Source organism: Paenibacillus sp. FSL H8-0283, from assembly GCF_045040675.1.
In the GTDB taxonomy this organism is placed as follows: domain Bacteria; phylum Bacillota; class Bacilli; order Paenibacillales; family Paenibacillaceae; genus Paenibacillus; species Paenibacillus amylolyticus.
In genome coordinates, this window is the sequence record NZ_CP150295.1 from 3,105,681 (window position 1) to 3,121,067 (window position 15,387).

At 45.4% G+C, this 15,387-nt stretch carries 10 protein-coding genes; 7 read left to right on the forward strand and 3 right to left on the reverse strand.

Features of this window, described 5'->3' with window-relative positions:
- Positions 1–58: 58 nt before the first annotated feature.
- The gene (locus MHI52_RS14025) at positions 59–2,476 is read right to left on the reverse strand and encodes a family 43 glycosylhydrolase (RefSeq protein WP_405159240.1); all 2,418 of its coding nucleotides are present in this window, start codon (positions 2,474–2,476) and stop codon (positions 59–61) included.
- Positions 2,477–2,861: 385 nt separating this feature from the next.
- Here MHI52_RS14025 and MHI52_RS14030 point away from each other — a divergent pair, with 385 nt between their 5' ends.
- From MHI52_RS14030 to MHI52_RS14055, 6 genes are all read left to right on the forward strand, one after another.
- Positions 2,862–6,602 carry an alpha-L-arabinofuranosidase C-terminal domain-containing protein gene (locus MHI52_RS14030; RefSeq protein WP_405159241.1) on the forward strand — a complete coding sequence of 1,247 codons (3,741 nt, stop codon included), beginning with the start codon at positions 2,862–2,864 and terminating at the stop codon, positions 6,600–6,602.
- 148 nt (positions 6,603–6,750) lie between these two features.
- On the forward strand, positions 6,751–7,656 hold the full coding sequence (locus MHI52_RS14035; RefSeq protein WP_047842804.1) for a sugar ABC transporter permease: 906 nt from the start codon (positions 6,751–6,753) through the stop codon (positions 7,654–7,656).
- A gap of 15 nt (positions 7,657–7,671) precedes the next feature.
- Positions 7,672–8,562: a carbohydrate ABC transporter permease gene (locus MHI52_RS14040; RefSeq protein ID WP_127545810.1), complete on the forward strand. Its 891-nt coding sequence runs from the start codon at positions 7,672–7,674 to the stop codon at positions 8,560–8,562.
- A 95-nt stretch (positions 8,563–8,657) separates the two neighbouring features.
- Positions 8,658–10,406: a sensor histidine kinase gene (locus tag MHI52_RS14045; RefSeq protein ID WP_405159242.1), complete on the forward strand. Its 1,749-nt coding sequence runs from the start codon at positions 8,658–8,660 to the stop codon at positions 10,404–10,406.
- A gap of 4 nt (positions 10,407–10,410) precedes the next feature.
- Positions 10,411–12,081, forward strand: a complete 1,671-nt coding sequence (locus MHI52_RS14050) for a response regulator (protein WP_282321571.1) — start codon at positions 10,411–10,413, stop codon at positions 12,079–12,081.
- A gap of 119 nt (positions 12,082–12,200) precedes the next feature.
- Positions 12,201–13,844 (forward strand): extracellular solute-binding protein, encoded by a 1,644-nt coding sequence (locus tag MHI52_RS14055; protein ID WP_405159243.1) that lies wholly within the window; start codon positions 12,201–12,203, stop codon positions 13,842–13,844.
- Between the two features lie 79 nt (positions 13,845–13,923).
- Here MHI52_RS14055 and MHI52_RS14060 read toward each other — a convergent pair whose 3' ends face one another.
- Together MHI52_RS14060 and MHI52_RS14065 are read right to left on the reverse strand one after the other, a co-directional pair.
- Positions 13,924–14,184, reverse strand: coding sequence for a hypothetical protein (locus MHI52_RS14060; protein WP_047842808.1), 261 nt, complete (start codon positions 14,182–14,184; stop codon positions 13,924–13,926).
- 95 nt (positions 14,185–14,279) lie between these two features.
- A complete protein-coding gene (locus MHI52_RS14065; protein ID WP_339301222.1) occupies positions 14,280–14,408 on the reverse strand; it encodes a DUF4023 family protein in 129 nt (42 codons plus the stop codon).
- A 206-nt stretch (positions 14,409–14,614) separates the two neighbouring features.
- Here MHI52_RS14065 and MHI52_RS14070 point away from each other — a divergent pair, with 206 nt between their 5' ends.
- On the forward strand, positions 14,615–15,367 hold the full coding sequence (locus MHI52_RS14070) for a TrmB family transcriptional regulator (protein ID WP_036670754.1): 753 nt from the start codon (positions 14,615–14,617) through the stop codon (positions 15,365–15,367).
- Positions 15,368–15,387 lie beyond the last annotated feature (20 nt).

Here is a 15,387-nt window from a genome sequence, read left to right on the forward strand (position 1 = left end):
TTGGCTGCTTTATAGGTTTGTTCGCTATGGAGTCCAACGCCTATGATAGGACTCTAACTTATGGCTTTTCTTTAGCCTGACGCTGTATTTCCTTGGCTGTTAATGCTTTATCATACACTCTTACGTTATCCAGACTGCCTTTGTAGAACGGATCAGACGTATAACGACTCTTGCCTACATAAGCTTCCGTTACCTGCAGATCTTTCGGGTTAAAAGTAATCTCAGAGCTGCTTGCAACCGATGTACCATTCACATACAGAGTACCCACATCACCCTGAAGGGTTACAGCGACATGAACCCACTCTTTGGAAGGCAGTGGATTTGATGCAATCAGGCTCTGATCCCGTCCCTCATTATGAATGGTGAATTGTAATGCTCCATTATGCTGGGAGGGCGTGAGGAACATATGCCTCGTTAAACCATTTCCAAAGTCGAAAATACGCTGCCAGGACCCGCCGCCATCCCAATTGACCCAGGCGCTAAACGTGAAATCCGTTGTATCTGTAATGAGTCCAGGTAACTGAATGTAACTGTCTGTCCCATTGAATGTAGCAGCCTGATTTTTGCCACTAGTAGCAGAACTGACCACGTTAAAGGCTTGTCCGTGATATTCGTTTTTGCTGTAATCCTGTGCGACTTTGCCAATTTTCTTGTGTTCAAAAGTATACTCCCCGAGCAATGGGCTTACCGCTTGCTGTGGAATGATAACGTTAAACGTTTTGGAGCTTACCGCAGTTCCTTTACGAATCGTTGCGGTTAATTTCACTTTGGCATCGCCCTTACCGGCGCGAGGTCGCTGTACTACACCTGTAGTGGATAGAACCGAAGCATTGGAGCTTTTCCACGTAATCTCTGCATCACTTGTTCCCTTGGTAGGCAGAGATAGGTTGAAGAACACATGATCCGTACTGCTAATGCTCAGATCCTTCTTTACCGCATCTACAATGTCCTGATCACTCCGTTCAACACCTTGACTTCCCCAGATGGCTATCCCGGAGGAGGAGAGGGCGCTAAAGGTCAGAAGCGTACTTTGAGATTCCGAATTCCATTCATGTGTGAAAACGCCTTTGTACACAACGTTATTCGAAGTGATCTGAACCTTGTTGTCTGTACCAAGACTCCATGTTCCTGTCACGGCACCATGAATCTGCCCATCTGCCGTGAACTGAACCGTCTGGGATGGCTTGATGTCCGCCGTGATGTCCTTACCATGATTCACCCATTGGTACTGACCAGCGATATCCTGAGTTGTCAGTTGCGTTGTATCCTCTCCCAAAGCCGCATAGCGATATGGAGAAACAACGGGCCAACCATCTGCATTCATCTGCATCTCATGTACGCGAACTTCATGCTCTTCGCCACGCCCAGGAAAGCGAGTATGGAAGATGAGAAATTGTTTGCCAGTCTCCGGATCAACATAAGCAGAGTTATGCCCTGGCGATACGTAACCGCTACCTAGGCCTGTGCCCGGATCACCGATCTGTCTCTCGAACAGGAAGTTCCCCATTAATTTGACTCCAAAAGGCTCAATAGAACGATCATCAAACAACGGTTTATCCTTGTCCGCTTTAACGTTGATCATATCGTTTCCTTCCGCATCGAGGAAAGGTCCATCCGGTGTTTGGGAGCGAGCAACACGAATGTTGTATCCTCCATCAGCACCTAGTCCACCGTAAGACAGGTACAGATAATAATAATCGGTTTCGGGACTGTAGAGCATATAAGGTGCTTCAATACGACTATGATTGCCTCCGGTCAGCTTTTTGCCATAACCTTGATTCGACAGTGGTTTACCTGTCGTTACATCCATCTCCAGAATGAAAATCCCTCCGGAATACGAGCCATACACCATCCATAACTTGCCGTTTTTATCATAAAAGACATCCGGATCGACCACATTGGGATGAATCGTTGCATCGTAAATGGTACCATCCTCACTGATCTGATCCCACATGCCGGATTTCAACAGAATGCCTTGATCCTTATAAGGGCCTTCGATATTGTCTGCGACAGCAATGCCGAGCGCTGATCGCGGAGAGTCCCCTTTACAAGCATTGTAGTACATATAAAACTTGCCATCCGCCAATTGAATGACATCTGCTGCCCATAACGTATCCGTCTGCGCCCACTCCAACGCTTCAGCGAATTCCTTGGTTACATTGGGGACAACAGGGTTGTTATCTGTAACGCCGGAGGCGACCAGATCCCAGTTCAGAAAGTCTTTGGACTTAGCCACCTGCAGATGTGAACCAAAAATATAAAACGTATCATCCACCTTAATGACAGAAGGGTCATGAACGGAAACATTTTTAAATGTTGGAGCAGGATTAGCGATAGGTGTGGTGGAACTCTGCGAGTTACCCACGGTTTCCCCTGAACCATTTGCGAACACCGAGACTGGCGCCAAAGTTGTTGCAGTAAGTAAAGTGGTGCTTAGTACAGAAATGTTAAGTACGCGAACCCAATAACGTTTCATACGTTTCCCCTTTCCTATTCCCCGGAATGAAAAATCAACCGATACTTGGCAACACACGATAAAAGGTTCGGCAGACCTCCTTTGAGTATTTCATTATATCAAGCGCTTTCATTTGTTATATTATCAATTGATTTATATGTTTGTAAACCATAAATGTAATGTTTATAAGAGTAAAAATAAATATAAATAAGAGACGGGAAGAGCCGATAAAGGTCATTACATTCAAATAAACCAGTTGTCTTTCTCAAATTTAGGATTGAAATGGGGATCGATGATGCGATATTATTACGTTTAAGAAATGTGTTTAACTATTTATCAATCATTTTATATTAATGCGAATCAAAAGCGTGAACCGACAATTTCCAACTACATAGGAGGTAAGAACATGAGCACATATCAAAATCAATTAATTGCACAATACACGTTTGAAGATACCGTTCAGATCGGGAAGGACAGCTCCGGTAAGGGCCATGATGGTATAACCAAAGGCGAGATCCCGCCTGTGATATCCGAGTTGAAAGGCAGAACGGCGGTGACTTTCAACGGGGGAGCGAATGGAACTTCTTATCTGCAATTACCCTCGAATCTGCTTCGTGATGTAAGCGATAACACGGGAATCACGATTGCCACTTGGGTGTTTCTGGGCAAGGGGTCTAATGTGTGGGAACGCATTTTTGACTTTGGCAAAGGGGAGAAGGGGCCGTATTTGTTTCTGACACGTCAGCTCTTGGGAACGTTATATGCCGGCGATAATCTGGTTGTCCACCCAAGTGGAGGAGTTGCAAGTGGAGAATGGCTGCATATTGCGCTCTCCGTGGCAGGTAGCCAAGGGGGAACGTTGAGCAGTGCGGGTCCAATTGTATATGTGAACGGGGAGAAGGCCGCAGACGGCTCGATCAGTCAGACGTCGAGTGGCAATTATGCCAAATTGCGCGAATGGTTTGATTCGTTCACCGATCCTGAGAATTATAGCCAGAATTATATTGGACGTTCCCAGTATGCAGCGGATGTGGACTTTGCAGGTTCGTTATCCGACTTTCGGATCTATGGGGCAGCGCTCACCATGGATGAAGTCATTGAAGTGATGTGTGAATCACTGACAGATGAAGCGATTGTGAAGCTTGCGGCGGACAAGTACTTGTCCTTCCCCAACCGAATCATCACCAAGGATGTATCATTACCTGCAGACTTGCTGGGTGGTAAAGTGTCTGTTGAATGGATCTCCAGTAAGCCGGAAGTCTTGTCCGAGAGCGGAGAAGTTCAGGTGATCACATCAGCACAAGAGGTTACGCTCCGTGCGCTTCTGAACAGAGGTGATCGTAAGCTGAGCCAAAGCTTTGACGTGTCTGTTGTGCCAGCACATGTAGCTCCCTATACCGTCACCATCCATGGAGATCAGAAGGTGGCTGATATCAGTGAAGTCATGTATGGACTTTTTTACGAGGATATTAACAACGCGGCAGATGGCGGAATCTATGCAGAGCTTGTTCAGAATCGATCATTTGAATCTTTTGCATTTGATACGTACTCGCATGACTCTGGAGAATGTGGTTGTTCGACAGGTCGAAATCGTGAACCTTTGTTTGCCTGGTCAGGCGATACGGAGAAGATGCTTGTAAAGTATACGGATGGACTGAACGTTCACTTTAACGTGGAAGACCCTGAAGTAAATGCTTATTATGTAACGGTTCAGGATGGGGCGACGATTCGGAATCGTGGATTCTCCGACTCCAACCAGCATTGTGCCATGTCCATCAAGCAGGCTGAAACATATGACTTTACAGTATGGGCAAAAGCAGAATCGGCAGGAACGATCACTGTTCAATTGCAGGATGGAAGTGACACTTCCATCAGTGATTCGGTAACGCTGCATGTTGAAGGTGGGAACACATGGAAGAAATACGGTCTGTCTCTGATCGGAACGGAGACTGTACTTGGTCAACTGGCACTTACGTTTGCAGGTGACATCTCCATCGATATGGTGTCCTTAGTCCCTCAGAATGTATGGGGAGCTGATCCGACAGAAGAGGGAATATCGACTACAGCACATGCCAACTACACAGGTAATCCGAACTATCGATTGAGAAAAGATCTAATCCAGGCACTCGCAGATCTGCATCCAAAGTTCTTGCGTTTTCCGGGAGGATGTATCTCGGAGGGATCTTTTATCTGGGATAACGTATACGACTGGAAGGATTCTGTGGGTCCGGTTGAGCTCCGCAAAGAAAATTACAATGTCTGGGGTTACATGATGACGATGGGCCTCGGTTATATGGAGTACTTCCAACTGGCGGAAGATCTCAATGCCGCTCCAGTTCCAGTCATGGCTTGCGGTGTGTTGTGTCAGGCACGCTCGGATTATGCTCACCCTGCGGGTGGCGCTTTAAGAGATTATTATATCCGCAACTTTACAGATCTGATTGACTTTGCGCTCAGTACAGACTTTGAACACAACGAATGGGCAGCGGTACGAAGCGAGATGGGACATCCTGAACCGTTTGATCTTCGTTATCTGGGCGTAGGCAATGAGAACTGGGGCACTGAATTTTTTGTCAACTTCGAAGTATTCAAACGTTCGATAGATGAGTACATGAAACAGAACTATCCTGATCATGAGCTGCACATTATCTCGACGGTTGGAGCTCAGGCGGATGATGATGCGTACCAAGAAGGATGGAAATTCCTCAGTGGGAACCTCACCGGGTCAGCTCAGGTTGCTTTTGCAGATGGTGCTGAGGTGATTGAGGAGACGGTAACCTGGTATGAGAATCAGGACAATTATATGGACACCATTGCAGATGAGCACTACTACCGCTCCAATGAATATTTGCTGAATAACGCGGATCGATACAACTACTGTGACCGGGCTTATCTTGAAGACGGAAGTATCGATTGGAAAGAAACATCCAAAGTATTTGTTGGAGAATATGCTTCCACGGACAAAAACACGCTGGCAGGAGCGGTCGCAGAAGCTGCGATCATGACTGGATTTGAAAATAATGCAGACGTTGTTCGTTTGGCTGCCTATGCGCCATTGTTCAACAAAGTACTAACGGACGGTACTTACCGCTGGACGCCAGACTGCATCTGGTTTGATGATGAAACCGTGTGGTATACACCGAATTATTATGTACAGCAGCTTTTTGCAAAATATGTAGGGGATCAGGTGCTTGAGACTTCATTCTCCACCTATAGCAAAGGCAAACCGTTGAATCTCATTCCTCGTGGAGGTATCGAGATTGCAACGGGTCATGCAGACATCGTGGTGAAACGAGTTACAGTGACGTCCAATGTGGATGGCAGTTTGATGTTTGATGAAGATTTCAGGGAACGTACAGAGCCTAGTGAGGCATGGAGACAGATTCCCGGATCGGAAGGATATGCGTTAACCGCAGGAAAAGGACTCATTTTGAAGGCACAATCAAGTGGATTGAATGGATTGTATCTGCTGAATGACGAATGGACCAATTACAAAGTTCACGTTGAGGCTGAAAGAATTTCAGGTGAGGATGGTTTTTACATCGGTGTGGGACTGACGGATATCTCGCCTGAGAACAAGGATGTTATCGAGTACGCAATTAGTTACGGCGGGAACGCAACAGGCGTGAAGGTGTACAAACAAGGGATTGAGGGTTATACACTGGGAGACTATTCATCCAGCTCGGCAGCAGGTAACCTGAGAGCGGCCAACTATGAACCACTCGAGAATGGAACCCATTATACAATCACGGTTAACTATGGTGGAGATACAGGAAAGAATCTGGTTTGCTCCTATACAGACGGACGTAATACCAGCAAGGTTCTGGATTACAAGCTGGAAGCTTACAACCGGGAAGTATTCCACTCTGTTACGAAGGACACAGGGCATGTGTATGTGAAACTGGTGAATGCAGATGGTGTGGATAAATCAACCCGGATTTGCCTTCAGGATCTGAAGGTTAATGCTTCAGCCAGACTGATCACACTTACTGGAGAAGATCATTTGGTGCATATTCCGAATGTGAATCAGAAGAATGATGAGAAAGTGGTTCCCCAAGAACAGGAGATTACACTGTCGGATACATCGGTGGTCGTTAACTTAACAGCTCATTCAGTGAATGTATTGGTGATGGATATTCTGAATTAAATTCATATCGTGAACAAGAGACCGCGTTTATCGCGGTTTTTTGACGTTCCAGGGGTGAGAGTCAACAAAAGATACCCAAAGTAAATAGCCCACACTATTGCCGTGATCTGGCTGCTCCTATAATAAATGTTGAAGGAGGAGTCAGCTTATGCGTTCCAACTACAAACAATTTATCCGAAACGTTCCGCTTCATCTCATGATTCTGCCTGGCCTGCTCATTATTATTGTATTCGGTTACATTCCGATGGCGGGGCTCTCTATTGCCTTTCAGAATTTCTCTCCCATTGCCGGATTCAAAAATATGAATTGGGTGGGTTTGGACAATTTCAGGTACCTGTTCGATCTGCCGGGGTTCTCGCAGGTTGTATGGAATACGGTATTTATATCAACGATGAAAATTGTGTCCGGCTTGGTAATTCCCGTACTTGTGGCCTTATTGCTCAATGAGGTTCGCAAGACAGGGTTTAAACGAACGATCCAGACCGTGATCTATATGCCTCATTTTTTCTCATGGGTTATTCTGGCGGGAATCATCGTGGATGTGTTATCTCCAAGCACCGGTATCGTTAATATGTTGCTGAAAGCCGTAGGGATTGACCCAATTCAATTCCTGGCCAGTAACGAGTGGTTCCCTTACATACTTGTCATCACAGACCAATGGAAAGAGTTCGGATTCGGGACCATTATCTATCTGGCTGCCCTCACGAATATTGATAAATCTCTGTATGAGGCCTCTGTTATGGATGGTGCGGGAAGATGGAAACAGACATGGCATATTACACTGCCAGGCATTCGCCCGATCGTGATTTTGATGGTAACGCTTAGTCTGGGAAACGTACTTAATGGTGGCTTTGACCAAGTGTTCAACCTCTATAACCCATTGGTATATGAATCAGGAGATATCCTGGATACGATGATCTACCGGATCGGATTGCAGGATGCACAGTATTCCGTATCGACAGCGTTGGGTCTAATCAAATCCGTCGTGTCTTTCATTTTTATCGGACTTGGTTATTTCTTGGCCTATCGGTTCGCGAATTATCGGATATTCTAGAAAGGAGGCAGAGTCATGCACCATGCTTCAAGAGCCTATCGGTGGTTCCTAGGGTTTAACTACGTCATCCTGACGATTCTTGCCTTGTTGTGCCTGTTCCCGATTGTGAATATATTAGCGATTTCATTTAGTTCGAGTGATGCGGTCAAAGCGGGCAGTGTCACATTCTGGCCTGTGGATTTCACATTGTCTTCTTATCAATACATTCTGGAAAATCAGCAATTCCTGAACTCATTCGGTACAAGCCTTCTTCGTGTAGTTCTGGGAGTTACGACCAATCTGATCTTTACCATTCTCGTAGCTTATCCGCTCTCCAAAGAGGCTGCCAAATTCCGTTCAAGAACGTTCTATGCCTGGATATTCGTATTCACCATGTTATTCAGTGGAGGACTGATTCCGGGTTATCTGGTGGTTAAGGAAGCGGGGCTGCTGGATTCCATCTGGGCTTTGATTTTGCCAGGCGCTGTTCCGATCTTTAATGTACTTTTAATGCTTAACTTCTTCCGAGGACTGCCGAAGGAGCTTGAAGAAGCTTCCTGGATGGATGGGGCAGGACATTTCCGAACCCTATGCAGCATTTACCTTCCTATTTCACTTCCCAGTATCGCGACCATTACGTTGTTCGCCATGGTGGGTCACTGGAATGCCTGGTTCGATGGCATGATCTACATGAAGAGTCCGGAAGGTTATCCGCTGGCCACATATCTTCAGTCCATGTTACAGCAGGTGACGATGATTCAGAGCGAGATGATGACGCTGGAGGATGCGACGCTCTTAAGTCAGGTATCGGATAGAACCACTCAAGCTTCCCAGATCTTTTTGTCCGTTATTCCGATCCTGCTTGTGTATCCGTTCCTGCAGCGGTATTTCGTTCATGGGCTTGTCGTTGGAAGTGTAAAGGGATAAGATCGGTAGGAGGAAAACCGATCGATGGAAGGAGCCGATTTCTGGCTCCTTTTTTGCTATTGAGGAGAGAGCGTGAGGAGAGGAGGAGGGGAATATTGCGAATCATCCGGGGGAGATGGAGAGAGTCATCCATTGTTGTCAAACTGATGATTGCTTTTGTACTGGTCATTCTACCCTTGTATGGGATAAGCATTATGATTACGCAACTTAGCTCCAAACAAATGCAGACGGAGGTGGAGAAGGCACATAAGTCCAAATTGTACTTCTACCATAATCATCTGCAATTCGAATTGGAACGAATGAGTGCGCTGGTTACCGAGTTTTCATTTGATGAAACCATGTCCACGCTAAGTACACGAGCCGCGATTATGAGCAGGTATGAAGTCATGTCCAGTCTGAACAATATCCACAATAAGCTGGGTCAGATCATGGTGACAAGTCCCTACATTAGTGATGTGGTGTACTATGTTCCTGCTCTGCACAAACGGGTCAGTGCTGCGGACGGGATTCGGGACGTAGAGGATAACGAGTGGCAGAATCTGCTCGCCACGATGGGGAATCTAAATGGCGAATTATCACATTTCAATAACGATCTCTATTTCCTGAAAAGTAATCCATATAACATGAACCATGAGGAACCACCCAATTTCATATTAGGGATACGCTTGTCTGCTGAAGAACTGAAACATCGTTTGCAGCAGCTATCGGAAACGGGCGAAAGTGAGATTACACTGAGTTTTGGTGAACAGCAACATGTAGTGATCTCTTCTTCCGAGCAGCCAGCACCTGTTAAACCGATTCGAAAAGTTTCGCCAGAACCGTCCGAGTCCATGCAAGTTACGAAGTTTCAATCCGATCCATATCTCTATTATTCGTTACATGATAAGGAGCACTCGTTCACGCTGACAGCCACTATACCGCAAGATGTGCTGAGGGCACCGCTGGAACAATACAACGTATGGTTATGGATGGTCACCTTCATGTCGGTTGTGATCATTATTGTCTTCTCGTTTTCGATCTACAGATCGATTCACCAACCCTTATCAGTGCTCATTCGAGGATTCAGGATGGCAGAGCAGGGCCAGACAAGCGTACATATTCCTTCATCCAGAAGGGATGAATTCGGCTATTTATACTCTCGATTCAACCATATGATAGAGCGCTTACATATTTTGATCGATGAGAATTATGTTGCACGGATTCGAACAAGTGAAGCGGAACTTAAACATCTACAATCCCAGATTCAACCTCATTTTTTATACAACAGTCTGTTCAGTATCAAGCAGATGGCAGAGGTGGAGAATGTGGAGCTCATTCAGGAATTCACCGACTATCTGGGTCAATATTTCAAGTACATGTCTCGGGATTCTCATACAGAGGTGTCATTGGGGGCTGAAATTGACCATTCGCTGGTCTATGCATCCATTCAGAAAATCCGATTTGGTTCGAGGATTCAATTGGAATTAGAGGATCTGGATGCGAGGTACAAAATGATTTCGATTCCCAGAGTTATTATCCAGCCGATCGTGGAAAATGTGTTCGAGCATGCACTAGCCAAGCGTAGTCAGGGAGGCATTTTACAGCTTTCATACCAACAGGAGCAGGGTTACTTGTCCATTCGTATTGAGGATGATGGGGATCAGTTATCAGACGAAACCTTGAATTACCTGCAATCTGCCTTTGAGGAAATTGAGCGGATACATGGAAACGAAGAGATAACCGGACTCATGAATGTGAATCAGCGATTAAGAATCAAATTCGGGGCCGCCTATGGTCTTACAGCGCAGCGAAGTGAGTTCGGTGGGTTGTGCATTATAGTGAAGATTCCATGGAAAGGGGAGTAGTGTTATGCAGCGGATGCTTATTGTAGATGATGAACCCGTTATTTTAGATGGACTGTATGCTTTCTTTCAAAAGGCGAACTTTCAGGATATGGAGATTATTAAAGCATACTCTGCCTTTGAAGCCATCGATTGGCTGAACTCGGTCAAGATTGATATTGTACTCAGTGACATCTGTATGCCTGGTATGGATGGCATGCAATTGATTGAGCAGATTATGGATCGGTGGCCACGATGCAAAGTTCTCTTGCTGACCGGTCATAACGAATTCGATTATGCACACCAAGCCATCCGAAATCCGTGCGTTGTTGATTACCTGTTAAAAACAGAGGGAATGAATCACATTCGGGCTGCGGTAGAACGGGCGTTAACACAGATCTCGGAAGAGAATGATTTTCGCTACCAAGCTGCCTGGTTTCGCAGTAAATTGCCACGAGCACTGCCCCAGTTACAGCGTCAATTGCTACTGGATGTGCTTAAGCGAACGGATAGACATGATATTGTTTCACTTCAAGAAGAGCTGGATGCTGTGCAGTTACCTTTCGAATCCGATCAACTCGTTATTCCTGTGATCATCCGGGTAGAGGAGTGGAACAACTATCAATCTCAGGCGGATCGCAGTCTCATCCGTTATGCCGTTGCCAATGTTGCGGAGGAGCTGCTGCAAGACAAGGCTAAGGTGAGGGCGATTGATCTGGACACTCAGGTCATCGCGTGTTTTATTCAATCGCAAGAGACATATCCGTCACACGTATCTGATACACAAGGGGAACGAGGGAGTCAGCTGGATAACTGCCTTCGTTTTGTCTATGGCACTTTGGAGTCTGTGCAGCAATCCTGTGCGGACTGCTTGAACCTGTCTGTATCCATCATGGTCAGCGAGCAGGCGGTAGAGTGGAGCAGGGTTAATCAGGCAATCGGGCAGTTACGCCTGTCGATTCATGAGAGTCCCGGGCTTGGGATGGAGAAGCTGTTGCGTGTAAATATCCAGGATGAATTGCCCGACACCCCTAGCATTATGAATCAACAGGGTGTTGTAACACTGCATCTGGATCAGATCAAACAGCGAATAACCGCCGGGGATCGGGAATGGATGGAGCCTTTCCATAAATGGACCGAGGCTGCGAAGGAGGGACTTCCAGATCCGTTCTTCCGCATGAAAACGTATACGGGTGCAGCCAATGTGCTCATTGAAGTTCTGCACGAACTGGGATTGTATGAGTCAGCAATGGAAGAAATATCGCTTTCCCGAATGTTGCATTTTGACATCCATACCGCATGGACCGATCTGGTCATCTTTTATCAATCGGCATACGAATGGATGATCTCCAAACGAAGCGATGCCCGCCTGAATGACCAATCACAGATTCTGATCACGATCCATCATTATATCAAGCACCATCTCGAGGACGACCTCTCACTCACACGGATCGCACAGGAAGTTTCTCTTAACCCTTCTTATCTGTCGCGTTGGTACAAACGGATTACCGGCAAAGGCATATCCGACTATATCCATGACCGTAGAGTGGAGCGAAGCAAAGAGTTGCTTCTGGGTTCTTCCTGCAAGATGCATGAAATATCGGCGAAAGTTGGATTTAGTGATCAGCATTATTTTTATCGTTTCTTCAAAAAAGCGACAGGTTGCACCCCTCAAGAGTATCGGGATCAGAAAAGTTAGATGATATCTCAAATGGTAAATCAAAGATACCAGATGTCAACGGGATACACTCGAAGTGATAGCGCTTTCTTTATAAAATGAAATTATACCTCACGGGAGGAGAAAAAAGGGGGATTCGCATGAATATATCATTCAAGAAGTTCTCATTATTAACATTAACCATGGTACTGGCCACCACACTTGCTGCCTGTTCATCCGGTGCGGGAAGTGCCGATAATGAAGCTGAGTCGAACACACAGCAGGATGCGGGAGGACCACTTACGAAATATGACCCACCCATTAAATTGACTTCCACCATGAATGAAACGGGGAAAGAATCGCTTGCCCAAGGAGATACACACGCCAATAACATTTGGACCAGAGGGTACAAGGATGAACTTGGTATTGATGTAACGTACGAATGGATTGTTCCAGATGCCAATTATAACGATAAGATGAATGTCACGCTGGCGAGTGGTGATCTGCCGGATGTACTGAAAGTGAGTGCTGTTCAATTCGAACAACTGCATGAAGCGGGAATGTTGGAGGATCTGACCGAAGTATATGACAAGTATGCATCCGAACTGGTGAAGGAGTTCATGTCTGCTGAAGATGGAGCAGGTCTGAAGCCGGTAACGAAGGATGGCAAAATATACGCCATGGTGAGTTTCCCAGGCTCGCTGGATTCCTCGGATATGATCTGGATTCGTCAGGATTGGTTAAAAGAGGTTGGTCTTGAAGCGCCCAAATCCATGCAGGATGTCATCCAGATTGCGGAAGCCTTTACCTTCGAAGATCCAGACGGAAATGGCAAAGATGATACGTATGGCATTGCCTTGAACAAGGATTTGCCTATCAATGCGTTCTTGCTCGGCTATCATGGTTATCTCGAAACCTGGATTAAGGATGCTTCAGGTCAAGTCGTGAACGGAACGATCCAAGCGGAAGTGAAAGAAGGATTGCGTGAGCTTCAGACTCTGTATCAGAAGGGTGTGCTTGATCCCGAATTTGGCGTGAAGGATTTTGCTAAAATGATGGAGGATGTGAATGCAGGCAAATCAGGCATGTTTTTCCTGCCACAATGGGCTCCTTTTCAGGTTAGTAGCATGATTAAAAAAGACAAAAACATCGACTGGATGGCTTACCCGGTTCAATCAATTGATGATCAACCAGCCAAAACACAGAATCATCTTAGTCTGGGCGGTATATTTGCCGTTCGTAAAGGCTACGAGCACCCGGAAGCGCTAATCAAGTTGCTCAATTTCCAGGCTGAAAAAATGTTCGGTGAGTCTGCCAAGGAAGAACGGGCTGCTTATTTGAATGGACTGACAGGTCTTGGTTTTCATAATGCAACGGTCTCCAACCTGCCAGCCAACAAAAATGTGAAGGCACAGGATGAAGTAGAGCAGGCGCTCAAAACAGGAGATACGTCCGGATTGGAACTTGAAGCGAAGCTGTTCTATGACGATATTATGGATTATCGAAATGGGAATCTCGACAAGTGGCATATGGAGCGTATCTTTGGCCCAGAGAGTTCACAAGGTGTGATTAAATATTATCGAGATAATGACCTCATTGTCATGAATGAATTCATCTATGCACCGACGAGAACAATGAATACGAAGCAAGCTACACTGGATAAACTGAGAGCCGAGACATTTCTGAAAATCATCTATGGTAACTTGTCGATTGACGAGTTTGATAATTTCGTAGCCAATTGGAAGAAACTTGGCGGGGATCAGATCACACAAGAAGTGAATGATACCATCGCAGCTAACCAATAGAAGATTGATTATATAATCAAGAATGAAAAATGAAAAAATGGTGCGCTCTCTAAAGGGAGGCACCATTTTTTGATGCTGATCATTTGCGTTTCAATAACAGAACTCCGCTGATTTCTGACGTTTTGTAGCGGTATACCACTTTGAATCCAATATCATTGTCCAGCAAGCAATTCAGTGCATTGATCAACCGTGCACCAGGAACCAGTGTGAAAGTACATGGAGACGTATTACCAATTACACGTACACTTTGGATTCTGCGCGCAGAACCGGGAATGAGCGGATTTCTAGACCAGTAGATTAATACCAGATCTGGTTGTGGAACAGCATTGACACGAGCCATACTAATCATCTCTTTTCTATTAAAGGTTCTTAATAGTAGATGAAAAGTAGAGGAAAGGGTGTTAGACGGAAGACATGATGTTTAATAAATAGACTCTACTTATTCGTTGAGTGCTGTTTGGAGGGCAACTTGTCCCCTGGCGTTCCCTTGCCGTTGTTTTTATTGTGACGCTCTTTTTCGGCATTTTCGTTAACTTTTTTCACAAAATCTTGAGTACTTTCCATTTTAAATTACAGCTCCTTCCACAAGCAAAATGTGTATTCCCGATTGTTAATATAACCACTGGAAAGTGATTTTATTTTGGGGACATCGCTAAATTTAATTTTGATTCTACATTCCTAGGTCAGTTGGGACATACTGGACATGGGAAGTTCATGCGTCTAAACTAGATAGACCAGACACACTAAGAAGGGATGCGCCGATCCAAACCATGTTGCAGAAATTCGGGTTTACACAATATGAAAGTCAGGTATACGAGGCTATATTCGCGCAGGATGAACCACTTGATGCCACATCGATTGTAAATTACTCCAACGTTCCCAAAGCCAAAATCTATGAAGTGCTCAATCGCCTGATCGACAAGGGAACGGTGCTGACAACGATGGATGGGAAGAAAAAACTATATATGGCTGTGGATCTTCAGTCTATTATTCATAAGATCAAGGCTGATTTTGAGAAAGATATTGAGGAATTGAAGAGTTACAAAATCAAACGTACATTTACAGATGAGCATATCTGGACGTTAAAAGATGAGTCATCCATCGCGTCGAATATAGAACAGCTTATCGAAGAAGCAGATTCATCGATTCTTTTTCTGGCGTGGAATGAGCGAATGGAGAAATATCGTGAACTGCTGGAGCAGAAGGAAAAGCAGGGCGTGTACGTTGAAGTGCTTGCCGTTGGGGGAATGGAGACATCCTTAAACCGGATATACTCGTTGATTCCATTGCTTGATGCGCCAGAACCTTCACAGCTGCTTATTGTGGATCATGCGTATTTGCTGTTTGCCGGTGTGGAGCACGATTCATGGCGAGCGATCAAGACGATGTCCAAACCGATTGTCAAAGCGATGACTGATTATTTCTACCATGATGTTGCCCTTACTCAAATTACCAAAAAATACGGTGACCAACTGTTACAGGATGCTGAAATCGAGAAACTGCTCACCAGGTTGATCTATTAAAACTATTCTCTCGGAGGATA

Bases quoted from the DNA above. Each gene is read 5' to 3' on its own strand.
- MHI52_RS14025 (WP_405159240.1), bottom strand. From the start codon at position 2,476: ATGAAACGTTATTGGGTTCGCGTACTTAACATTTCTGTACTAAGCACC.
- MHI52_RS14065 (WP_339301222.1), bottom strand. From the start codon at position 14,408: ATGGAAAGTACTCAAGATTTTGTGAAAAAAGTTAACGAAAATGCCGAA.
- MHI52_RS14030 (WP_405159241.1), top strand. From the start codon at position 2,862: ATGAGCACATATCAAAATCAATTAATTGCACAATACACGTTTGAAGAT.
- MHI52_RS14035 (WP_047842804.1), top strand. From the start codon at position 6,751: ATGCGTTCCAACTACAAACAATTTATCCGAAACGTTCCGCTTCATCTC.
- MHI52_RS14040 (WP_127545810.1), top strand. From the start codon at position 7,672: ATGCACCATGCTTCAAGAGCCTATCGGTGGTTCCTAGGGTTTAACTAC.
- MHI52_RS14055 (WP_405159243.1), top strand. From the start codon at position 12,201: ATGAATATATCATTCAAGAAGTTCTCATTATTAACATTAACCATGGTA.
- MHI52_RS14070 (WP_036670754.1), top strand. From the start codon at position 14,615: ATGTTGCAGAAATTCGGGTTTACACAATATGAAAGTCAGGTATACGAG.
- MHI52_RS14050 (WP_282321571.1), top strand. From the start codon at position 10,411: ATGCAGCGGATGCTTATTGTAGATGATGAACCCGTTATTTTAGATGGA.
- MHI52_RS14060 (WP_047842808.1), bottom strand. From the start codon at position 14,184: ATGGCTCGTGTCAATGCTGTTCCACAACCAGATCTGGTATTAATCTAC.